At 35.8% G+C, this 23,315-nt stretch carries 17 protein-coding genes; 8 read left to right on the forward strand and 9 right to left on the reverse strand.

Annotated elements, in window-relative coordinates:
* Window positions 1-74: 74 nt before the first annotated feature.
* The 8 genes from JI747_RS02305 to gwsS all read left to right on the forward strand — a co-directional run bounded on the left by JI747_RS02305 (window position 75) and on the right by gwsS (window position 9,509).
* On the forward strand, window positions 75-2,993 hold the full coding sequence (locus JI747_RS02305) for a DUF11 domain-containing protein (protein WP_225685987.1): 2,919 nt from the start codon (window positions 75-77) through the stop codon (window positions 2,991-2,993).
* A 49-nt stretch (window positions 2,994-3,042) separates the two neighbouring features.
* A complete protein-coding gene (locus tag JI747_RS02310) occupies window positions 3,043-3,612 on the forward strand; it encodes a hypothetical protein (protein ID WP_225685989.1) in 570 nt (189 codons plus the stop codon).
* Between the two features lie 187 nt (window positions 3,613-3,799).
* Window positions 3,800-4,036, forward strand: coding sequence for a hypothetical protein (locus JI747_RS02315; RefSeq protein WP_225685991.1), 237 nt, complete (start codon window positions 3,800-3,802; stop codon window positions 4,034-4,036).
* 479 nt (window positions 4,037-4,515) lie between these two features.
* Window positions 4,516-5,613, forward strand: a complete 1,098-nt coding sequence (locus JI747_RS02320) for a TlpA disulfide reductase family protein (RefSeq protein ID WP_225685993.1) — start codon at window positions 4,516-4,518, stop codon at window positions 5,611-5,613.
* Window positions 5,614-5,944: 331 nt separating this feature from the next.
* Window positions 5,945-6,187 carry a hypothetical protein gene (locus JI747_RS02325; RefSeq protein ID WP_225685996.1) on the forward strand — a complete coding sequence of 81 codons (243 nt, stop codon included), beginning with the start codon at window positions 5,945-5,947 and terminating at the stop codon, window positions 6,185-6,187.
* Between the two features lie 56 nt (window positions 6,188-6,243).
* The gene (locus JI747_RS02330; RefSeq protein WP_225685998.1) at window positions 6,244-7,287 is read left to right on the forward strand and encodes a hypothetical protein; all 1,044 of its coding nucleotides are present in this window, start codon (window positions 6,244-6,246) and stop codon (window positions 7,285-7,287) included.
* Window positions 7,271-8,197: an ATP-grasp domain-containing protein gene (locus tag JI747_RS02335; protein WP_225686000.1), complete on the forward strand. Its 927-nt coding sequence runs from the start codon at window positions 7,271-7,273 to the stop codon at window positions 8,195-8,197. Before JI747_RS02330 ends, JI747_RS02335 begins: the two co-directional genes overlap by 17 nt.
* A 157-nt stretch (window positions 8,198-8,354) precedes the next feature.
* Entirely contained in the window at window positions 8,355-9,509 is a 1,155-nt protein-coding gene (gwsS, locus tag JI747_RS02340; RefSeq protein WP_225686001.1) for a grasp-with-spasm system SPASM domain peptide maturase, read from the forward strand.
* A 3-nt stretch (window positions 9,510-9,512) separates the two neighbouring features.
* Here gwsS and JI747_RS02345 read toward each other — a convergent pair whose 3' ends face one another.
* The 9 genes from JI747_RS02345 to JI747_RS02385 are packed head-to-tail and all read right to left on the reverse strand — an operon-like array spanning window position 9,513 to window position 23,158.
* A complete protein-coding gene (locus tag JI747_RS02345) occupies window positions 9,513-10,676 on the reverse strand; it encodes a PepSY-associated TM helix domain-containing protein (RefSeq protein ID WP_225686002.1) in 1,164 nt (387 codons plus the stop codon).
* 2 nt (window positions 10,677-10,678) lie between these two features.
* Entirely contained in the window at window positions 10,679-13,099 is a 2,421-nt protein-coding gene (locus JI747_RS02350) for a TonB-dependent receptor (protein WP_225686003.1), read from the reverse strand.
* Window positions 13,086-14,474 carry an AMP-binding protein gene (locus JI747_RS02355; RefSeq protein WP_225686004.1) on the reverse strand — a complete coding sequence of 463 codons (1,389 nt, stop codon included), beginning with the start codon at window positions 14,472-14,474 and terminating at the stop codon, window positions 13,086-13,088. Before JI747_RS02355 ends, JI747_RS02350 begins: the two co-directional genes overlap by 14 nt.
* Window positions 14,475-14,478: 4 nt before the next feature.
* Window positions 14,479-14,724 carry an acyl carrier protein gene (locus tag JI747_RS02360; RefSeq protein ID WP_039365548.1) on the reverse strand — a complete coding sequence of 82 codons (246 nt, stop codon included), beginning with the start codon at window positions 14,722-14,724 and terminating at the stop codon, window positions 14,479-14,481.
* Window position 14,725: 1 nt separating this feature from the next.
* On the reverse strand, window positions 14,726-16,129 hold the full coding sequence (locus JI747_RS02365; RefSeq protein WP_225686005.1) for an MATE family efflux transporter: 1,404 nt from the start codon (window positions 16,127-16,129) through the stop codon (window positions 14,726-14,728).
* Complete coding sequence (locus JI747_RS02370; RefSeq protein WP_225686006.1) at window positions 16,126-17,937, reverse strand: IucA/IucC family protein; 1,812 nt, start codon at window positions 17,935-17,937, stop codon at window positions 16,126-16,128. Before JI747_RS02370 ends, JI747_RS02365 begins: the two co-directional genes overlap by 4 nt.
* A gap of 8 nt (window positions 17,938-17,945) precedes the next feature.
* The gene (locus tag JI747_RS02375) at window positions 17,946-19,262 is read right to left on the reverse strand and encodes a lysine N(6)-hydroxylase/L-ornithine N(5)-oxygenase family protein (protein WP_225686008.1); all 1,317 of its coding nucleotides are present in this window, start codon (window positions 19,260-19,262) and stop codon (window positions 17,946-17,948) included.
* Entirely contained in the window at window positions 19,255-21,663 is a 2,409-nt protein-coding gene (locus tag JI747_RS02380; protein WP_225686009.1) for a GNAT family N-acetyltransferase, read from the reverse strand. Before JI747_RS02380 ends, JI747_RS02375 begins: the two co-directional genes overlap by 8 nt.
* The gene (locus JI747_RS02385; RefSeq protein ID WP_225686010.1) at window positions 21,635-23,158 is read right to left on the reverse strand and encodes a pyridoxal phosphate-dependent decarboxylase family protein; all 1,524 of its coding nucleotides are present in this window, start codon (window positions 23,156-23,158) and stop codon (window positions 21,635-21,637) included. Before JI747_RS02385 ends, JI747_RS02380 begins: the two co-directional genes overlap by 29 nt.
* Window positions 23,159-23,315: the final 157 nt, after the last annotated feature.

Here is a 23,315-nt window from a genome sequence, read left to right on the forward strand (position 1 = left end):
GTCGTTATCTCAAAAATGAACTGTATTGAGATTGAACATAAATAATTGAAAATATTAATAAAATATCATTTTGAATGAAAAATTACAATTTTGTATCAAGGGTATTGAACCTCTCCCTTTTTATACTGATGTTGCTGTATAGCAATCAGGTTTTTGCAGACGGTTCAGTCAATCTTTTCCCGAGTGGAGGATCGGGAAACAGAGCTTTTTTAAGATCTGATACCAATTCCAGCACCAGTTATCCTTTCCCCAACAATGGAGTGCATTATGTCTATGCAAAAGCAGGTGAAAGAATCACTTTAGCTTCCAGCGCCCAAGGATCCGGATCGGCAGGAATTCGCCTTTACGGTCCTACAGGAACGCAAATCGGAAACTATACTTCTGGTGGTCAGATCGCCAATCGTGTGAATGAATTAGCTGGACCTCAGTTGTTTGGAGCATCGGTTACCAACCGCTATACACCGATATATTATCAGATTCCTTCCGGTGGGGATGGAGTTTACCGTGTTGAGTTTGATTCCAGGAGTTCAGGAACTTCAATTCCAAATACCACCGCGGTTAGTGCTTCTACATGGACGCAAAATACATCTCAATATATTGTAGCCTGGGATATTTCTGTAATTAATACAGCGAACACAGCCTTTATTCCTGGACGTTCATACGTTAATGTATTGAATTTATACATTCCGGCAACCAATAATGTGAATGATAGTTTTTGGGGGCAGGTTTTTGTTCTTACAAAAGACGGATATACTTACAAAGTAAACAATAACGGAAACAACGGGATTGCCTTTACTTTTTTCGTAAATAACAATGGTTTTATTGATCCGTCAACAGGATTGGCAACTTATAAAAGTATTAATTCTACGGCATCAGCTGATTTAACAGGAAAGATACAGAATCCGAACAGCGTTGATACAAGCCAGCAAATTACCCATAAAATGTTTTATGTTTTACCTTCCAGTGATCTTCCTACTTCTGCACAAGGTGCACTGTATGGCGTAACGGGAGGAGGAAATGCATGGTTGAAGAATGCTGTTGTTGCCCCTACTGCAAGTGATGTGAAATTCAAAGGAGTAGATGGTACGATAGGTCAGATGGGAAGCAAAGGAGGATATGTTAATTTTAATGCGGCCGCTGCCGGAAGCTATACCGTTATGATTGAAAGTACATCTGTTCCAGCTGCATTTACTCCACGTACTCTTACAGGAGCTGCTGTTTTGGGAGATAATAATATATTTTGGGATGGTAAGGACGGGAATGGAAATGCTGTTCCTTCCGGTACACTTCCTGTTAAGGTTACTGTTCAGCTACAGGGAGCAGAAGTTCACTTCCCTTTCTTTGATATGGAATGGAATATTAATGGAACCATTATTCAGCGTTTAGATCCTACGAATTTATCGAATGTAGCTTCGAGCCTTGTATGGTGGAATGATACCGGAATCTCTCAGGTAAGCAGTGTAAGTACCTATGGAACGAATTCAAACCCAACCAACAATAGCCAATTGACTACTGCACAGGGAGGAGCAAACAGTTCCGGTACCGATAGTACCATAAACGGACACTCTTGGGGTTCAGGTGGATCAAATACAACAGGAGCAGGGCAGTTCGGAAATGAAAAATCTCTGGATACATGGACGTTTATAAAAGGAGCCGCTGTAACTGAGACAACAAGCGTAGTGGTTAAAATTGCTGATCTTAAAGTGTCTTCAATTACTCCGAATAAAACATCAGTCATTCCTGACGATCTTATCGAGTTTACGGTAAAAGTAAAAAATGACGGACCTGATGGAGTGACAGGAGCGCCTTTCCAGTTTATTTTACCGGCTGGGTTCCAAAATGGAGGGACAGCTGTTTTCAATGGAAACTCTTGTGGAACAGAATCTTCCGTGATCACTTATAATTCAAGTACCGGAACCTATTCTTCTGTATTGGATTTACCTAATGGATGTGAAGTAACTTATAAATTTATTGTTAAAGCGACAGGTTTGGCAGCAACGGGAACTAATAATTCTTTTAAAGCGACGATTCTTCGACCAAATGATGTTACTGATCCGGATGCTACAAATACAAACCAGGGAGTTCCACCAACCAATGCGGAATATGAATGTGCAAATAATGGATTGGGAGGTACTTGTAACAATATTAAAAGTACGGCATTGTATTTCTCTCAAGCTGCAGTGTGTACCACTCCGGTAAGTGGAAATTCTTTCAGCTGGTCTTATAATGGAAATGCTCCTTCGAATCCTGTAACGCAGACATTTACTCAGCCATCTGCAAATTATGGATTTGTCTTGGATCTGTTTAAACTGGATAATTCATTTAATATGAATATTAACGGGACTCAGCTCGCTACCCAAGAAATTCAGTTTGAAGCAGGCCAGACTCCGGCAGTGAATATCCGTTTTGCTGATGGAGATGTGTACGGAGCAGGAAGCATTCCGCAGGTGTATAACATAGTAGGAACTGCAGCTCATCCGTTGATCAGAGTGGTAATCAGTCCTACAGGTATTGTATCTCTGTATGGTTCTAAAACAAGTAACGGACCTTTATTCCCACTTGAGCTATATAATGGAAATTCTTTAAACATAGTGAACTGGAATACAACGACTAATAATACAGTCGTGGCAACTGAGTTGGTCGTGGGAGCAACGAGTATGGAAGGGATAGGATATGGGTTAAATATTGCGCCATGTGCTTGTTACAATCCTGCCTTTACACCGGGAACAGGTCCTGATACTAAACTAGGATTTACACTATTGAAAAGAGCAGGAGCAGGTTCTGCAGACAATTGGCCAATGGTAAGAAAATCAGGACATATCGCACTGGAGTCTAATAAGCAAGGTTTTGTCATTACAAGAATGTCTACAGCTAGTATTTCAGCAATCGCTTCGCCTCAGGAAGGAATGATGGTATACGATACAGATGTTAAGTGTTTAAAGATATATTCAGATGCGTCATGGTCATGTTTTTCTCAGCCGGCATGTCCTTAATCGTAAATAATGAAGCAAAAAAATTAAAGAATTTAAATAAGAGAAACCCATGAAAAAAATACTTCTAATTCTCGCTATTTCATATTCGGGATTCGCATTCTCACAAGTAATTATGGGGGATGCAGTAGGAACAGCAACGAATAAACAATCTGTTCTCTTAGAATTCGCTGCCGGTCAGAATAAGGGAATAATTTTACCTTACGTGAGAACGGTTCCTGCGGGATCGGGATTGGTAGAGGGAACATTCATATTAGATACTTCAGATGCTACAAAGGCAAAAGTAAAATATTATAATGGAGTGGTAAGTACAGATTCTCCCAACGGCTGGGTAGATCTGAGCAGCGGACATGAGGCAGATGTAAGTACTCAGATGTCTTCACAGCCCACGCAAACTGTAGTAGAAGAGCCAAGTGCAAAAGTTATTATTGGCTCAACAACGACTGCGGCAGATGGAGTATTGGTTTTAGAATCAAACTCTAAAGCCCTTGTACTTCCTATAGTACAGGATACGAATGATATAGCAGATCCCGCACCGGGAATGATGGTATATATAAATAAAACTGGAGCTAAAAGGCTTGCAGTCTACAATGGAGGAGGATGGACGTATTGGAAGCCATAAGATGATTCTAAAAAACAAATTTGAAAAAAACGGTTGTGATAAGCAGGTTTTATGAAACCTGCTTCCATAATCTTTTCTGAAATAAAAACTTTAGAATAAATTTTTTGAAGAGTGGGATGAATTGAAGCTGAAATTAATTTTTCAAGATACAGGAATGTGGGTGTTTAAAAAAAGATTTTATTATTTGATGGGTAAGACTAAGGAACAGATCATTGCTGAGTTTGGAAAAAATTACCTTGATGCAGATGATACATTCTATTATACGCTTAATATGACCTGGTTCACAAAAGGAAAAACATTGTCTATCAAATTCAATCATCTGGAAAAAGTAGAGGAAATTGATCTGATGAAAAATGATAGTTCCGCTATTTCACGTGTTATTGCTAACCTCTTCGATTTTTTGAGACTGAATATAAAATTTTAGAAATAATGCAGTTGTTATGATGAAGAATAGATTGTGATGATACACAATCAAAAAATCTTTCCTTACATTGATTTCCAATATTGGAAATTGTATAAGGTGAGTTAGTTTAGAAAATAGTATAAAAATTCGATTTTGAGTTTTTCATATTTTGTGTTTGTATAAACCTCTCTTTTGGAGAGGTTTTTTGTTTTTGTATAAACAGTATTTCAAAAATTGAAATATAAATTAACAAAACTCCTAATTATATCCAAAGCATCGTAAAATGTGACCGTAAATAATCATGTATTATTACCATATTGTAAATATTTCAAATGGAATAATTGGCAGTAAAAACGATTTTAATTTGCAAATAATATATTAAATTGTTTTATTTGTTAAATGCTTTACTGGAGTTTCACATTGTAAGGACTAAGACTTAATTTTAATATCAAACTTATAAACTGTCTAACTAATTAGACAGTTTTTATATTCTTATAAAAATGAAAAATAAAAGTGTTTTTCTTGTTGTATTTTTTCTATTTATATACTGTTGTAAAAAGACAGAAAAACAAACTACCATAAAAGGTAATATTCCCAATTTACCTGATGGTACTGTTTATCTTTTTAAAGATTATCCGGGTAACAGAATAGACAGTACAAAATCCAAAAATGGAATATTCACCCTAACTCATCAATGGGAAAATAATGAACCTGTTTATATAGGAATAGATCATATCGATAAAAACGGTGTGAATAGATTTTTTAGTTTTACTACAAAGGCTAAATACAAAGGTATACCAGGATGGGGTACATCAGTTTTTTTATCAGATTCAAACATCATAATGAATGGTGACTTAAATTACAACACCTATATCGGTATTACATTTCCTGATGATAAAAAGCCTGTTATAGGACCACCTTTAATAACAGGAAGACAGACAGAAGCATACTATAACATTGATGGAGATTTATTTGAAAATATTAATCAGAATACTTTTAAAATTGTAAAAGAAAAATTAGGTACATATCCTGATTCATATTATTTATTATATAAAATTGGTGAAAATAAAAATAGTTTTTCAGCTCAACAACTTGAAGATTTTTTGAAATTATTCAAAGGAGAGATTACACAGAGCGATACATATAAAAAACTATATGCTTATAATCAAAAAAGATTTAATGAAAAAAAGATTTCTGTTCCTTTACTTGAAAATGACAAAGGTGCGAGAACCAAAATTATCGACCCGAAATACAAAAAACATCTGATTATATTTTGGGCGAGCTGGTGTGGACCGTGTAGAGAAGAAATCCCTTTATTAAAGAAAATGTATCCACTTTACAATAATGAAACAGAATTTATTTCAATATCAATTGACAATGATAAATTGGCTTGGCAAAAAGCATTGAAACAAGAAAATATGACTTGGAAACAACTTTTTGTTGGTGATACAGGTATGGATCATGAAGCCTTACAAATCCATTTTAAACTGAATCAGGCAATTCCTTATACCATTTTAATTGACGATAATATGAAAATACTCTCTTCATCTACAGGTCTTTCAAATGAAGAGAATTTAAAGAAATTGATTAATAAATAAGTTTACAAAATTTAGTGTTTGTATATGCCTCTCTTTTGGAGAGGTTTTTTTGTGTAAAATAGTATTTCAAAAATTGAAAAATTTTGATTAAAATGAGTGATAAATTAATGAAATCCTAATATTCTGTAAGGGACAAAGCAAAACATGAATGCAAATAATTATTTATTATTATCGTATTGTAAATATTCTATATGGAATAATCGACAGTAAAATCAATTTTTATTTGTAAATACTATGTTAAATTGTTTTATTTGTTATATAATTTACTATTTTAAAATATTTTGATAGTGAATTTATTAAAGCACATTAATAATTTTAATTTAAAAAATTTATGAAAACAAAAAAATTCGAAAAATTAGAAAGTTTCAAACTTAAAAATGAGAAATTAGAAACAATTTTAGGAGGAGAAGGCGCCCCTGTGAAATCTTTCTATAGTTTTGATGTACAGGCAACAGGTGCAGGTGAGACTTGTGAGCTTGCTAGTGGACAGTGTCTCTCATATTCAAGTGATATTCTAAATGGGCCGGATGACTATGTTTATTTCAACGTTAATGCTGTTGATAAACCGTGTTAAAAAAATGTATTTTTCAAGAGAAGTTTAGAAACTTCTCTTGTTATTTTATTAGTAATATGAAACAATTAATTTTATACATTTCTTTATTAATAGGTTTAACGTGCAAGGCTCAAAATTTTGAATTGAAAAATAAAAATCTAATTAAATACTACGAGCTAACTAATGAGGCTGAAAATAAGATCATTAATAACGATTTAACAAGTGCAAATTCTTTATATAAAGAAGCATTCAAAGAATTCAAATATCCTCATGCTAAAGATTTGCAGAATAGTATGAAGGTTGCTCTAAAGGTAAATGATTTAGAAACAGCCTATACTCAATATCAATCTCTGAAATGCTTGGGGAATAAATTTGATAATGATTTTTTAACAAATAATTTTAAAAATCCGGAACAGTATAAAACAATACCTTGCCAGAATACAATTGATGTAAAATATAAGAAGAGTTTAGATTCTTTAGTTAAGTTAGATCAATATTACAGAAATTTATCAGCTGGGAATTATCAGGTGTATAGAAATGAGCTTACAAAAAGTGATAGTATTACCTCTACCAATCTGCTTAAGCTTATTCAAAAAAAAGGATTTCCTAATGAGTATAATATAGGATTGGACATAAAAAATTCGGTACATTTTCATGACTTTTATCTTATCATTTGGCATCAGTTAGCAAGTAATCTATACAGTCCTCAACGGGTGAATTTTTCTAAGGAAATTGATAAGGCGCTAAATGATGGCAAAATAAGGCCCGATTTTGCAGGTTTTCTACTTGACTTGAATAATAACACCTATGATTATTCCTATTTTAAAATTTCCAAATTTATAACAAATGATGGAAAGGTTGATTGTTGTTATGTCCAAAGTTCATTTTTACCAGAAAAAAGGACAGAAAAAGCAGATCTTATAATAAAGGAGATTAATAGAAAAAGAAAATTGATAGGTTTATCAACAACCGAAGAAGAAATACATAAAAGTATTTTTTATTTAAACAATAAAGATTATGTATTCTCAAATAACGTTATTTCAGGCTATAATTTTAAGAATGATAGTGATGTAGAAATAATAAAAAAGAATTTAATTAAGTTAGATGATACTACTCATTAGTGATGAAAATGATACGATGACTGATGAAATATGCAGTTGGCTGTTGTATCAAAAAAAAGAATTCATACGTCTAAACGGAAATCAGTACATCACTAAAATTCTTTTTGATTTTAAAAAGAATGTATTTATAATTTCTATAAATGATGTTGAATACAATCTGAATGATTTCAAATCGGTTTTTTACAGAAATGGTGCAATTTACTATGGAATAACTAACGGAGAAATTGATGATAAATTACTTGAATTTTACAATTCAGAGTTTAAATCAATAACGGGATTTATGTATCATTATCTAAAAACAAACGGGGCAAATATATTTGGTAACCTTTTCACTAAAGAAGTAAATAAATTAGAAGTTTTATTTGTGGCAAAATCTTTAGGTTTAAAAATACCCGATACTTATATTTTATCACAATTAAAAGATTTGGCAAAAATTGATATATCTCAGAAATATATTACCAAAGCTGTTTCTGAAATGAAACCTATGTTTGTTGAAAATGCACTGTACCTGAATTACACACATGAAATAGATTCTGATCATTTTCAGAACAAAAATCAAAATATAATCCCTTCTATTATTCAAAAGAAAATAGAGAGTGTGTATGAAATAAGAGCTTTTTTCTTTGAAAAAAAGATTTGGGCGATTGCCACATTTGATTTTTCGGGTAATGTTGATATCAGAACCATAAAAGATAGAGACAAAAAATATCTTTCTTATCAACTTTCTGTAGAAATAAGAAGAAAAATTTTTAAAATGGCAAAAACATTGAATTTAAAATGTGGCACAATAGATTTGATAAAATCTGATGATGACTTTTATTTTTTAGAAGTAAATCCATTGGGACAATTTCATCAGGTGAGTTATTATGGAAACTATCAGATAGAAAAATATATCGCCGATTTATTATGACCGATAAGCTTAAATTAAGAGGAATCGAGTTTTCCTTACAGGAATGGAAAAAGAGCCATAATATTTCTGAGGTTAAATATTCTGAAAACAAAAATAAAAAGAGCTCTAAAACCAAGATCTTTCGCTCAACAAAACATTATTCACTTTTATATTAGAAATGTTTTTAAAATTATTTGATTCTGTAAAAATTACTAAAGGTGCTAAAAATTCTATTATTTTTGATACAGGTACCGGTTTTTTGAAGTTTATTCCGAATGCATTATTTGACATGCTTTCCGATGAGCGGCAAAATTATTCCTTATTGAAAAAACAATTGGATGATGAGAGTTTAGAAACTTTAGAAGAATACCTGAGTTTTATTTTAAACAATAATTTAGGCGTTATCATAAATTCTGAAAAAGAATTATCTGCTTTTCAAAACAAATCTGAATTCAGAGAAACTCCTTCAGATATTGAGTATTTAATCTTAGATATTGATAAAGTTTCTGTTTTTGACGACAATTTAATAGAACAAATCTGTGATATAAAGATCAAATATTTACAGATCAGATTTTCAGAAGAGGTCGTCTTGAAAAATATAAAAGAGCTCATTTCTGAAATTAAATGCTTTAATCAATCGGGTATTCATGAGATTTCCGTTGTTGCAAAATATGATGATGAGCTGTTGGAATATATTAAAGAAAATTATCATTCAATTTCAAATAAATTTCTTCAGTTCATATTGCATTCATCCAATAAAGACGATTTTTATACATTAGATTATGTGCATATAACTACTATAAAAAGCACAATTGAAATTCCATTGAGCTGTGGATTGATTGATTTGAAAAATATTAATCTTGATCGTGGTTTTTATCTGGAAGCAAAACAATATAATTCTTGTCTTAATAAGAAAATATCAATTGATAAAGAAGGGAATATTAAAAACTGCCCATCAATGCCACAAAGTTTCGGAAATATAAGAGATACAACATTAGAAAATGCTCGTAATCACCCAGAGTTCAGGAAATATTGGAATTTAACCAAAGATCATATAGAGGTTTGCAGAGATTGTGAGTTCCGTTACATCTGCACAGATTGCAGAGCGTATACAGAACAGACAAGTACAAGCAATAAAGGACTTGATATTTCCAAACCTTTAAAATGCGGGTATGATCCCTATACAGGAGAATGGGAAGAATGGAGCACAAACGTACTGAAACAGAAAGCAATTGAGCATTACGGGATGCAGAGCTTCATAAAAAAATATAGAAAGATCCAGTTTGTTTTAATGAATAAAGACAGACCTTGTAATAAAAGTCTGCCTTTATAAAATTTAGTGCTTAGATTTCTTCTTAGGTTTTTTCTTCTTTTTATTGAGATAAATAATAAAACCTGTAATAGGTAATGAGGTTGCTATGATGGCTGCCAAAAGATAAAGCAGTCTGGTTGGAGTTCCGAGAATGCTTCCTGTATGCAGATCGTAGTTTCTCTCCCTTAATGCAGAACCGGATTCTATATTATCTTTATAAGACTGATATTTTAAAACCTCCCCGGAATATTGGTCAATATTATAATGAATATTCCGATAGTATCTGTTGTCAAAATTTACTTCAGCATAATAAGTTCCTTCTTTTGTTCGTGGAAAGTTGATCATGGCAGATTTTTTACCATGAAGGTCTTTCAGTACTTTGTCGCTTACTAAATCTAAAATGTTTTTCTGACGGGTAAATTCTCCGGCCAGAATTTTACTTTCAGCTTTCTTTTCCTTGACACTATTGCCGTTTAATGTGTTTTCTACCCATTGATCCACATCTTCAAAGCTCCATATCAATGCGGAATAACAGATTAATAGTAATGGAATGACAGCATAGAATCCCAGTACATTATGAACATCATAATTGATTCTTTTCCAGTTAGCCGAAGTTTTAATAAAAAACATCCCTTTCAGCATGGCTTTGCTCATTTTTCGAGGATACCAGATGACCAGTCCGGAAAGTAATAGGATCGTAAATAGAAGAGTAGAATATCCCGTAATCGTTTTTCCTATCTTTTCTCCGAGTAAAAGCCTGCGGTGAAGATCCAGAACAATTTCAAAGAAATCTTTTTTGGCATTTTCCACCTCCTGAACTTTCCCTGAATAAGGATCTACATAGACTCTGTAATAATAAATATAGGTTCCCCAAAAGGAAAGCGCCTCGTTATTCATTTTCAGAGTACGGAATACATAAGTTTTCGAAGGATTGGAGGAAATTTGAACTCTTTTTATTTTCAGACTGTCGGGGAGTGCTTTTTCTGCTCTCAGAGTCAATTCTGAAAGTGGTAATTTTTTCTTTTCTATTTTTTCTACGAAATACCTTTGAGGATGTATAAGCTGTTTCAGTTCATCTTCAAAAGCGAGGATACATCCTGTTGCTGCTATAATAACAATGATAAGCCCGGACGTGAGTCCGAGCCATACATGTAATTGATAAGCAATTTTTCTGAATTTAAGTTTCATTATTAAAATTTAAGACTTACCTCTGCTACGAAATTTCGGGGCATCTGAGCAACAACAACTCCCTGTCCCGAAAAATACTGGGCATTCCCTAAGTTGTTCATTTTAAATCCTATTCTGTATCTTTCTTTTTCAAGAGAAACGGAGGCGTTAACAAGAGTATAAGAAGGGAATACAAACTGTCCCGTTGTTGAGGTGTCTGCTGTAATCTGTTCACCAACATGGTTCACTCCGAAGCCTAATCCAATTCCTTTAATACTTCCGCTTTGGAAAATATAGCTTACCCATGAATTGAATACATTGGCAGGACCTGCAGATCCTGGACGGCGACCTTCTACCGTTGCATCGGCTCTGACGAATTTACTGTCGTTATAAGTATATCCGGCCATTACATTTAATCCCTGGATTGGATTGGCGATGGCTTCAAGTTCGATACCTTTACTTCTCTGTTCCCCATCCTGAATGGTGATATTGTAATTTTTTCCGTTTTGGATTACTTCAATTCCTCTTTGCATATTATCCACTAAAATATCATAATATCCTGCCGTGAAATTAAAGCGGTTTCTCCAGAGATTGGCTTTTACTCCCAGTTCCCATTGATTGGCTTTTTGCGGTTTCATATCTCCGCTGTAATCTGCAAGTTCTTGGGTAACAGGAGCAGTATAACTGAAACCGTTCATGTAATTGGCATAAGCCGACAATTTGTTTTTAACAATTTGATACACAATGCCTACTTTAGGAGACCAAGCGGTCTGTTTAAACTCTCCGGAGCGTATATTGGTATTGAGATTAAGCTGTCCATCACTCTCATAATGATCAACACGTAAGCTTAAAAGAGTCACTAATCTGTCAGTAATATAAACGGCATTTGAAATATAAGCTCCATAGATATTACTGGAGGTCGTATTTCTTACCATGGCAGCTTTTGAGGTCTGAATTTTCTGCAAAGCAAGATCTTTTGAAATAAAACCATATTTACCTGTAAGATTCTGACCGTTGATGGTATCATACTTTATAATAGGAGAGTGGTTATTGTTGAGTGACTGATTCAGATAATCTAACCCTACAAGTATTTTATTTTTAACCTTTCCTATATGAAGTTCACCATTGATATTCTGTTGAATACTGGTAGAAGATCCTTCCGAATTCTGCCACTGTACATTACGTTCCAGCAATGCATCACTGGTGTTTCCTCTAATAAACTGATACTGATACAATCCTTCTGTCTTTCTGTAGTTTCTTGAAATTAAAGTCTGTGAATTCCAGTTTTTTGAAATTTTATAATTCACTTCTGCTTTTACGTTGATAGAAGGAGCTTTTAACGTCATGTCATTGTTAGAGTATGACCTTTTCCAGTCAAAGCCAAGCTCATCTGGAGTACGGGCAAAAAACTGGCGGGTTCTGGAAAGAAAGATAATAGGAGTGTTGGTTCCTTCATAACTGTATATCTGAGCACCAAGATTAAATTTTAATCGATCATTCACCTCATAGCTTAATGTAGGCGCTACAAACATAGATTTTCTGAATTCAGAATCCCTAAATCCGTTTTGGTACTGATACGCCGCATTCAGACGGAATAAAGTCTTTCGAGAGTCGGTGATAGGTCCGTAAACATCTGCTGTTACACGATTCAGATTATAGCTTCCCATTAAATAAGAAACTTCTCCTCCGAAATAATCTTTAGGTTTTTTGGTGACCACATTAATAAGTCCACCAAAAGAAGTGACCGCACCGCCATATAAAGTTCCGGAGGGTCCTTTAATCACTTCGATACGTTCAATATCAGAAGGATCTATTTCTCCATTCGTATTGGCAGGAACGCCATCCACCATAGATACTTTGGTCGGGAAACCTCTCAAACTATAGTAGAAACTCCCATCTCCGGAACCTCTTCCGGGGCTTCCCTGCATTTTTACCATTCCGGGAACATTTTTCAACACCTCTGAAATATCATAAGTAAGTTGTTCCGTCATGATTTGCTGATTAATACTGGTATAAGCCTGAGGATTTTCAAGGTTTTTTAACGGCATTTTTGAAATTGAAGTACTGTCTCTATTCAAAAATTTGTTTCTGCTGTAGCCATAGATGGTAATTCCTTCAATAAGGTTGTTTTTTTCGGATACATAAACGGTCGGAATTTCCTGATGGTCTTTATCAATAATAACCGTTTGCTGCAGCAGTTCAATGTCATTTAAAACTACCTGTAGAGTATATTCTCCGGGATTAATATTATCAAAATGAAATTCTCCTGAGGTATTGGTTTTTGCCTGATATGACGTATTAATCAGTCTTAAAATAGCATTTTTTACAGGAACCTGTTCAGATAACATTACTTTACCATGAGCACGTTCAATCTGCTGTGCCGAAAGATAACTTGAAAATAATGTTAGCGTAAAAAGAAGTATAAGGGTTTTAAAGGTTTTCATGTTGTAAGTTTTGTAACAAAGGATAGTTGATTTTACCGTTTTGTGATAGTGGAAATGACTCGATATATTCTGTACGTATGTATTGTGGATTGATGCGCAGTTTATTTTTAATGATCTCAACAATATGTTGCGGATCTATTTCCGGATTGTCATACAGAACAATAATTTTTTTATCGCGATCGTTCAGACAGGCAAACGTATTTTCTTTCAGCTCATTTTTAAGAATAAATTCAACCTCATCCAGATTGAGGCGGATGCCGAAAAGCTTCATAATACGTTTTATCCTTCCTGTGATGTAGTAGATGCCATCCTCACTTTTTCTGGCCGTATCTCCGGTATGAAGTACCACAGGCTGACAGTAGGTCGTAAGATCTTCCAGTGTATTGGCATATCCTCCAAAAATACTTGTATGGGAGAACAATAGTTCTTCAGAATCGGGATCAATCCTGAAATTGCCGCCATGTACCGGAATGCCAATAGAGGTTTCATCATTTAAAAGTCCTTCAGTGGAAAGGTATGCCATTCTTCCTCCGGCTTCAGTCTGCCCGTATTGGGCAAAGAATTCTTTATCATACTCATTACAGTATGAAAAAATGATTTTTCTCAATTCACTGTTGATCACTCCGCCGGTATGCGTTAAATATCGCAAACTGGGAGAGTCTTTTCTAAAAAAACCGATTCTGTTGAGGTTTTCATAAAGATAAGGAACGCCTCCTAAAGTACTGTATCCGTACAGATCCATTTCATCCCAGAATGCTTTCTGCATAATATCCTTATCAGAACAAACGATTCTTCCTGCACGCATACAATTGGTGGTAAATATGGAAAATCCGTACACAAAATTAATCGGGACATTTAAAGCCACCACATCAGATTCCAGAATAGGCATATACTGAAGGATACTCAAAGCATTCTGATAAAGGCTTTCATCTGAGAGTTTTACCAATTTGGGATTTCCCGTTGTTCCTGAGGTGCTTAGAAGGATCTTGATTTCGGGATTAATGCTAATTTCATGCTTGTAATCATCCTTCATAAAGATCCTGATCGTCTCTGAAAACTCTTTCAGGCTGTAACCGGGAATTTCATTTCTTTGAGGATCAAAGATGTATTTGGGACGATATTCCGCTTCAAGACGGTCTTTGAAATCTGTATGCAGTTTTTGCCCCAACAAAGCAATGGTATGAGCTGTTCCATAGAAATTAAGAAGCACCTCGATACCCGGAAGCTGATTGTCGTTATACAGAAATAACAATCCTTTTTCGACGGGGTTTAATCCCAGAGATCGGTACAGTGTTCCCACCGGAATCGTTTTACCAGTAGAAGCCTCTGTTAATAAGAGGCTTTTATTGGCAATTATGTTTTCTAAAATTTTCATAAGATTAGTTTTCTACGAATACTTCGTATTTTTTCATTTTCTCACGGATTTTTCCCACGGTACCCATTTCCATGATATCGTTAAAGTCGAACTTTACCTGATAGTATTGTTCAAGAGCTTCTACGATAAGAAGATGAGACATAGAATCCCACTCCGGGATTTCCTGATAGGTGAGGTCTTCATTCACCAGTTCTTTTTTTACTGCGATGGCAGCAGCAATAATTTCATAAAATTCGTCTGTAGTGTTCATTTTAAATTTTTATAGTTTTCCATTTTCCATTTTTAAAAATCATCAGGAATAATACTGCTAGTACGATTTCGGAAGAAACAATAGCAGCAAATATTCCTTTTAGTTCCCAGTGTAGCCGCACTCCTAAGAGATACGCCATAGGAAGCTGAATGACATAAAACATAATGATATAAAGCAGCGTAACCTGCATAATATTTCCTGCTGCATTCAACGCACGGCTTATGACCATGGTAAATCCTAACAGTAAATAAGCCATAGAAACAACATGAATATACTGTACAGCATACCTTGCAACTTCTGCTTCTGTAGTGAATAGCTTGACAACATATTCAGCCGCGATTTGCCAGAATAAAGCGACGGCAACCAAATAGGTCATATTGATGGTTCCTGCTCTCCATACCGTTTTTTCAGCGCGTTCCGAATTGCCTGCTCCTAAATTCTGTCCTGTAAGGACTCCGGCGGCGTTTCCTATTCCCCAAGCGGGCATTGTTGCTACTGAAGCAATACGCTGGGCAATAATGTATCCTGCAAGAGCCGTTGTTCCGAAAGTGGCAATGATTTTCACCATAATCAGCCAGCTAGAGGTGGGAATGATGTACTGAACAAGTCCTCCAAAGGCGATTTTCAGGATCTTTTTCAACAATGGAAAATCCCATTGGAACGGAGTCATGATACGGATACTGGTCTTCCCGGAAAAGAAGACATATATCTGATATAATACCCCTAAAAACCTAGATAGTACAGTTGCATAAGCCAATCCCATCAATCCGAAAGCGGGAATAAATCCTAATCCGAAAACAAGGATAACTGCAAAAATGATGTTGGAAATATGGCAGATCCAAAGAGATTTCATGGCAATATCTGCATCACCTGCTCCACGAAAGAGTCCATTGACAGAAAGCCGAACGATAATAAGTCCTATGCTGAGAAAAACCAACCTTGAAAACTGCAATCCGTCATTGACGCCATGACTGTTTACCCCCAGAAAACTTACGATTTCGGAGGAGAATAGACAGGAAAGTCCACCAATTAAAACAGCAAAAAATAAAGCCAGCAAAATAATATACTGCGCTGTTCTTCCCATCCCTTCGTAATCTTTTTCACCGGCTCTTCTTGCAGTTAATGTCGCAGCAGCAATCCCGATACCCACTGCAATGGCATAAGCAAAATTGATGTAGTTGTCCGTAATCCCGACAAGTCCAAGAACTTTATCGCCCAATTTAGCAATGATCAAAAGATTGACACTCACGAAGACGGATTCCATCATCAATTCCATCACCATGGGAATTGCCAGGCTAAAGATGGAACGGTTAATACTTCCGGAGGTCAGCTCGGTTTTTTTTCCGGCTAATGCTCCATAGGTAAAAACCGATCCTTCTTTTAGGAGCGTAAGGAGTTTCCTCATCGTACAGACACCGAATTTTTATTGGCAATCTCATACAGAGGATTCGGCAACGCTCCGTCTTTCCTTGGAATGGCGAATGCTTTATTTTCGCTGTACCCGTTATTTTTCAGACGCAGACTGTTGATGTAAAACCTTTTGAATGTAGGCACATACAGATCATATTTTTCATAACGTTCCTGTAGATGAGTATTTTCTGTTTTATAATGTTCCACACAGTCATGAACAAGCGACCAGAAGGTTTGTTCTTTAAAGTTTGAATACGTATGTAGAATATTTGAAAGATATCTGAAGAAAGCATCAAAAACACCTAGTAAAATAAAAAGAGGAATGTTTTCTTTATTGGAAGACTGGATAAGCCCGTCTGCAAGATGAGCAGGAAGTTTTTCTCTGGCTTCTTTGGTAAGCACAATATCATCTACAAAATCTTTGATGACGATTCTCTGCGGAATGCCATTCTTTAAAACCACCATGATGTTTTCCCCATGAGGAGTTACACATAGTGAATGAGTGTAATAGATGTGGAGCAGAGGCGTGAGATAAGCGTCAAGATAGCTTTTCAGCCACTCTTTAATACTCATTCCAGATTTTTCAGCAAAAGCCTGTACTAAAGGAATCCCGTGATCATCCACATAAAGAAGTGATGCCATCGTTACCATTTGTTCATCCTCTTTAAGATAATTTTCAGCACTTTCACGCCATAAAGCCCCAAGAAACTCATTATACTGATAAGGCACTTGTTGTATTGATGAATATTGAGGATGCAAATACGTAATTGAAGCTTCCTCACCTAAAAATATAGTTCCTTTGTTTTCTAAATAAACATCATCTTTGATCAGGCTTTTTACCCATTCTGTGATAGAAGGGGCTATTTTCATCTGTTTTGGAGAAAGTCCTCTGATGTTTCCTGTACTCAGGATAGAAACCGCAGTTTTCAGGTATCTTTTTTTAGGATGATCTACATTGAACAGTGTACGGATACTTTGCTGCGGACTGTAAACATCTTTTCCTTCTCCCAGATTAATTAAAAGTCCGGTCGCGATATCTCCGGCAAAATGAACCTGAAGCTTATGCTCCCATTGCCACGGATGAACGGGAATAAAAAGATAATCGTCAACAATTTTTCCTTCATCAGCAAGCCTTTGTTTAAAGTTTTCATATAAATCATCTCCGATTTCTGAACGATAGAAAGCTTCTCTTTCAATATATTCCAATGACTGGAATGTTGATCTGCTGCGGTGTGAAGCCAGCCAGATAACGTTCAGATTTTCTTCGGCTTCAGGAGCAAATGTCTTAAAATCACGAGGAGAAAACCCAAGTCTGCTTTTATTAACGATGACCCACGGATGTCCTGTCATATTGTGTTCCACAGTCTGATAATCCGCCATCGCCAAATCTTTTGAAGAAATGATTCCTTTAGACAAGATCAAAGCATCGCAATACAAAGTATGAAGCAGTTCTTCCGTATATTTAGCCAACGTATTCGGATCAAGATCAAAAACAGGATGCATTTCTCTGAAGAAGTCGGCTACATCGATCAAAGAAGTTTTTTCTCCGTTTTCTGTTTTTGTGATACTGTCTTTATCAATATGCCAGTAATCCATCATCCTTTCCTGTCCTCTGAAGCTGTATACAATATTTTCAAAACCTGTTTCGATCGTAAAGACGGAATATCCTGCTTCATCCTCGAAAGAAAAGATAGGTTTCAAAAGTTCTTCATGCATGAGTTCTGCAATCGTTTTTGCCATTAAGTTTCTGTTGGCTTGGTGCCAGTTTTCCTGGCTTATGGTGTTTCTTAACTTGGTGTTCATTGTTTCTGTTAAATTTGGGCGGTTGATATCTGAGCATATTTTTCTACATCAAAATCCTGGAAAGCAATTTTTTTCTCGATATGATAATGCTCTCTTCCCAGAATATCATTAATGATAGAGGAGTTTCTGTAAGCAGCCATTCCAAGATCGGTTGAAATGTAGCTGTGGGTATGAACTTCTGCATGAAGCACATAGATTTCTCCACCATTATGATCGATAGAATAATTTCTGTTCACATCGAACAAACCGTTTGCATGTCTTTTGATTCTGTCTTGAATGTTTTCTAAAAATGCAGGTTCATGATAGCGGTATCCGGTTCCAAGAATCAGGTAGTCGGCTTCCTGCTCGTAAGGGATTTCCTGTTCTAACTGGGTAAATTCAAGATTGATGAGATTCTCTCTGCTGTTATCAACGGTGTTGAGCTGGCTGTTGGGAATGATTTTAAGATTCGGATCAGCATTATCAATAGTAATGTCGTAAATGAAATCATAAATATCATTGATCAGATCATAATTGATTCCTTTAAATTGACTTTGCTGTTTGCTTAAGATGGTTTTCTTTGCCTCAGGATTTCTGTTATAAAAATATTCAACATAATCAGGAGAAGTAAGCTCTAAGGTCAGTTTAGAATATTCCATTGGGAAAAACCTGTCCGGTCGCGAATACCATCCCAGTTCTGTTTTTATATCTCTACTCTGAAGAAGGTCATAAAAAACTTCGGCCGCACTTTGCCCCGAACCGATTACGGCTATTTTACTTCCTTTTGAAAGAAGCTCTTCCTTACGGTAAAGATAACTGCTGGTATGTAGTATACGCTGATCATCTTTAGGAATAAAAGAAGGAATATGGGGTTGTGTTCCGGTTCCTAACACCAAACGCTCCGTCCTGAAAACTGTTTTTTCCTTAGTTTTTGTGTGAACCGTAGAGACATGATAAAGACCGTCTTCATAATGGATATCTACCACCTGAGTTGAAAATCGGCATTGCGGAAGCTGCTCAATTACCCATTGGCAATAGCGGTTGTATTCCTTTCTCGGGATAAAGAAATTCTCACGGATGAAAAACTGATAAAGCCTTCCCGTTACTTTAAGGTAATTCAGTAAGCTTAAAGGATTGGTAGGATCTGCCATGGAGACACAGTCACATAAAAACGGAGTCTGTAAAGTCACATGATCGATCATCAGTCCGGGATGCCAGTCAAAACCGTCTCTCTGATCAAGAAACAGCGTTTTCAATTCCGGGATGGGATTGGATAAGGCAGCTAATCCCAGATTAAATGGTCCTATTCCAATGCCGATGACATTATAAATGGGTTCATTATTCATTTTTTGTGATGTTTGTGGTGATTTGTATATTTTTATTTTGTGGAAACTTTTCCCAATACCATTCTCTGTAGCAGAAATTTAGATTGGCTTTTTTATGAGGCATTTCAATGACTTTATCTACTTTGAAGCCTACATGTGCTTTATTCATCATCGAAGCAAGAGAATCAACAGATCCTTCACCAACCATTTTTCCAACTTCCGGCTGTGCAAATACATAATCAACCATAGATTGGGTAGAAGGGGAGACGTACTTTTTCTTCGGATCGGTCGGAGCAATGAACTGATGGGTTCCGTAATCTGTCGGTAAAACCTCATAATAATCTCCAACGATATCTCTACAAGCCCAATACACTTCAATATTACAGTTGGGTTCATCATTACTTGCAATAATGTAGCTATGTGCTTCGTCGCTTGGGAGCATCAGTCTGTAATAGGTTTCGAGCTCATCAATCGGCCAGTTCATCTGCCATATTTTTACGGCATGTTCCCTGTTAAACCATTCATGAAGCATTTCCAGATCATTCTCCAGATCAATAGGTCTCATGCTGATGGTAACGTCTTCTTTAGGAAAATAACGTTTAAAGAAAACTTCCTTTCCCTGAGGATGAATCAACTGTTGTGAAAAGAAATGCCTGTGAAGAAGATTGGGAACTTTAGCGTAAGAGATAGAAGAAGCATTGATGCCTCCGTCTACATCAAGAATAGCAGATTGAAGATTTGATTTCACCGCCCAATACCTTTGGTGTAAAGCATAATCTGTAAGATCTGACGGTTCTGACTGATGAAGGCTGCTGAATTCGTCATAAAGAATATGGATGAGTTTTTGCTCTTCAATTAATCCTGTTTTACCTAATGAAGAGGTCAAAGCTGCAAAATTGCTTACCAGTAAATGATGCGAAATAATATCTAAAAGACGCTCATCTCTAATGAAAAGATCCTCAATCTCAGGGCATTCTTCAATCGCTTTTTTGTATTTTTCTTTATAGCTTTCCTTTAAAAGATATCCCTGTCCGTCTCTCACATAAATAGTTTGAGGAAACAGTTCATCATTCAGTTGGATAAGAAGATTCTGCTGATGGACTTCGGGCGCCATTCCAAATTCTTTAAACAAAGCATTTAAAGGAGGAAGCAGCAGTTGCGTATATCTTTTAAACCAAGTTAGGACTGCCTGTTCCGGTGATGTCTGTAATGTTTCAGCAAGGTTTTTAAAGAAACCTGTAGTGAAATTTTGATCATCTGTAGTCTCATCCTGACATAATCTCGCCAGTAAAAGCACTTTGTCGTGAGATGAAAAAGGATTTTCACGGACTAAAATATTAAAACTGTCAATATTTTCTTCTTTAAAGAATACACTCAGGGTAGAAGGTTCCGAAAGCAGTTTAAAGTCTGGGAAATTCTTTTCAAATAGCGTTTTTCTTTCATTCCACCAGACGGAAGAGGCATATCCTCTTCTGAGATCTTTTAAACTGTTGGTTCTTACAGATCCCGTCATCAAAACATGTAAAGAAAACTTTAGCATCCAGTTGAATTGCGGGCTGTAAAGCGTCCTGATTGATGAGGTAGCATAAAATTCTTTGCCCAGTTTACCGATATGGATAACCTGTCCGGATCCTATCATTTCAGGGTATTCTTCTGTTGACATCAGATATTGTGCTTCCCAGGGATGACACGGAACAATATAATAATCTGCAATATTGTCAAAATAATATTCTTCGGGAACGGAGGCCAGTGTAGCAAAAATCTCTTTTGCAGATATTCCCGGAAGAGACTGTTCAGAGATACAGTCTTTATGAATCAGGAAATAATCCAGCTGAAACCCATTCTCAAATTCAGGAGCGTACAGTTTTTGCTCTTCTTCAGAAAATCCCATTCTTGATTTGGTGAAAGGATGAAGATTATGTCCCGCAGGAAGAATCTGTTCCGACTCTAAAAATGAATAACTGATGGGTTGTTGTCTTTCAGAAATGGCTTCTGAAGTTATTTGAAGATTTCTAACACTGCTTTTAATTCTTTGAGTAAAACAGTCCAGTCCTTCTTCCGTAAAAGTATCGCAAAATTCTATGTAGATCATTTCGATTAATTCTTCCGAATGAACTTCAAAGGTTTCGTTGTTGTTATGATCTACTGCCCAAATGGGAAAACCGTATTCATGGAATGTTGTTTCCGACCGATAAGAAATGGGAGCAAACAAAAATATTCCGCTTTTCTTCATTTCAAACCTCATGTGAAGCGAATGCTTGCTTTTTTCAAGAGCTTGTGCCGTCAAAAGATCATACTTCGGAACTCCCTGATAAAATTTACCGTTTCCAAGTTCTCTCAACATTCCGTTGAGTACTATTCGGGCTGTGATTTCCTGGGCTCTTTCTCCGGTTTTACTTTTCTGTATTAAAGTCTTTTCCATGTCTTTTGATTGTAGTGAGAATTTGATGAATGTCTTCCGTGGTTGTGATGGGATTTAAAAGAGTAAACTTTAAATAGAAGTTTCCGTTCACCTTAGTACTTGCCACCAGAATTTCTCCGCTGTAAAACAATTTCATCTTAATAAATTGATTCAAAGCATTCGTATCTTCAATATCTGATCTGATGTATCTGAAAACGAGAACACTCAGATCCGAATCAGAAAGAAGTTCAAAATCAGGATCTTCAGAGATCATTGAAGCCGTATCTTTGGTAAGGTCAATAACGGTGTCCGTATATTCCGCCAGCTGTTCTTTCCCCATCATTCTTAAAGTGAACCATAATTTCAGAGCATCAAATCGGCGGGTACTCTGGGTAATGGATTTATTGATCTGGGCAGGAATTTCCTCTTCATCCATCTCTTTTGGATTCAGGTAATCGGCGTGATGCTTAAGAATAAGCAGTTCTTTTTTATTTTTTACGATAAATGCGCTGCTGCTGATGGGCTGGAAAAATGATTTATGGTAATCAATGGTTACGGAATCGGCTCTTTCAATTCCGTTCAAAAGATCACGGTATTTTTCACTGAGTAGTAAAGCACATCCGTATGCGGCATCTACATGCATCCAGATATTGTATTGTTCGGCGACATCGGCAATATCTTCCAAAGGATCAACATTTCCGAAATCCGTGGTTCCTGCTGTCGCGACAATTCCTATAGGAATATTTCCAAGCTGTTCCTCTCTTTTTATGTATTTCTTTAATAAAGAAATATCCATACGGAAACGGTCATCTGTAGGAACTTTAATGATTGATTTCTCACCTAATCCCATGATAGAGGCATTTTTCAGATTACTGAAATGAGACTTATCCGAAACAAATATTCTGAAACGACTTGCTTCTGGAGATAAACCATCCATTTTTATATTGTGATTGTATCTTTTTTGAGAAAAGCAGTCACGCATCATCACAAGTCCCATGAGATTACTCTGTGAACCTCCGGCTGTGAAAACTCCGTCACTGTTCACATCATAACCAATTTGCTTAGCGGTCCAGTCAATAAGTTTTCTTTCCATGAAAGTTCCTCCTGCGCTTTGATCATAAGTGTCCTGTGAAGAATTGATGGCACTTACCAAGATTTCTCCTGCCAAAGCCGGGATGACTACGGGACAGTTAAGATGCGCTACATACTGTGGAAGATGAAAAGCTGTGGCGTGTTTTACATAAATATCATCTACTTCAGCAAGAAGCTCGTCATAATTTGAAAGTTTTTGGTCAAGATCGATCTGACGTACCTTTTCTTTCATTTCTTTTGCTTCTATACCACTGAAAGGCTTCTTATTTCTATAAAGAAATTCCTGAACAAGATCTGTAGTTGTATTAATCGCATTCCGATAATGATCATAATTGTCAGGATGAAAAATATTCTCAAAATTCCCCAAATTGTGAGGTAAAACTGCGTTTGAGTGCTCCTCTGAGGATATTAAATTGTTATTCATATACGTTTTTATAAAGTGATTTTGTAAATAGAGAGACGGTCTATTGTTTTGTGTGATTTGGTTTATTTTATTGGTAATCAGTTTTTTAAGTTTTCATTTTTTTGTAGATTTTATTTGGTGGTTGATAAATTATTCCTAAATTTGAACTCGCTATTGT

The organism is Chryseobacterium tagetis, from assembly GCF_016735585.2.
In the GTDB taxonomy this organism is placed as follows: Bacteria; Bacteroidota; Bacteroidia; order Flavobacteriales; family Weeksellaceae; genus Chryseobacterium; species Chryseobacterium tagetis.

Bases quoted from the DNA above. Each gene is read 5' to 3' on its own strand.
- JI747_RS02305 (WP_225685987.1), top strand. From the start codon at position 75: ATGAAAAATTACAATTTTGTATCAAGGGTATTGAACCTCTCCCTTTTT.
- JI747_RS02310 (WP_225685989.1), top strand. From the start codon at position 3,043: ATGAAAAAAATACTTCTAATTCTCGCTATTTCATATTCGGGATTCGCA.
- JI747_RS02315 (WP_225685991.1), top strand. From the start codon at position 3,800: ATGGGTAAGACTAAGGAACAGATCATTGCTGAGTTTGGAAAAAATTAC.
- JI747_RS02320 (WP_225685993.1), top strand. From the start codon at position 4,516: ATGAAAAATAAAAGTGTTTTTCTTGTTGTATTTTTTCTATTTATATAC.
- JI747_RS02325 (WP_225685996.1), top strand. From the start codon at position 5,945: ATGAAAACAAAAAAATTCGAAAAATTAGAAAGTTTCAAACTTAAAAAT.
- JI747_RS02330 (WP_225685998.1), top strand. From the start codon at position 6,244: ATGAAACAATTAATTTTATACATTTCTTTATTAATAGGTTTAACGTGC.
- JI747_RS02335 (WP_225686000.1), top strand. From the start codon at position 7,271: ATGATACTACTCATTAGTGATGAAAATGATACGATGACTGATGAAATA.
- gwsS (WP_225686001.1), top strand. From the start codon at position 8,355: ATGTTTTTAAAATTATTTGATTCTGTAAAAATTACTAAAGGTGCTAAA.
- JI747_RS02345 (WP_225686002.1), bottom strand. From the start codon at position 10,676: ATGAAACTTAAATTCAGAAAAATTGCTTATCAATTACATGTATGGCTC.
- JI747_RS02350 (WP_225686003.1), bottom strand. From the start codon at position 13,099: ATGAAAACCTTTAAAACCCTTATACTTCTTTTTACGCTAACATTATTT.
- JI747_RS02355 (WP_225686004.1), bottom strand. From the start codon at position 14,474: ATGAAAATTTTAGAAAACATAATTGCCAATAAAAGCCTCTTATTAACA.
- JI747_RS02360 (WP_039365548.1), bottom strand. From the start codon at position 14,724: ATGAACACTACAGACGAATTTTATGAAATTATTGCTGCTGCCATCGCA.
- JI747_RS02365 (WP_225686005.1), bottom strand. From the start codon at position 16,129: ATGAGGAAACTCCTTACGCTCCTAAAAGAAGGATCGGTTTTTACCTAT.
- JI747_RS02370 (WP_225686006.1), bottom strand. From the start codon at position 17,937: ATGAACACCAAGTTAAGAAACACCATAAGCCAGGAAAACTGGCACCAA.
- JI747_RS02375 (WP_225686008.1), bottom strand. From the start codon at position 19,262: ATGAATAATGAACCCATTTATAATGTCATCGGCATTGGAATAGGACCA.
- JI747_RS02380 (WP_225686009.1), bottom strand. From the start codon at position 21,663: ATGGAAAAGACTTTAATACAGAAAAGTAAAACCGGAGAAAGAGCCCAG.
- JI747_RS02385 (WP_225686010.1), bottom strand. From the start codon at position 23,158: ATGAATAACAATTTAATATCCTCAGAGGAGCACTCAAACGCAGTTTTA.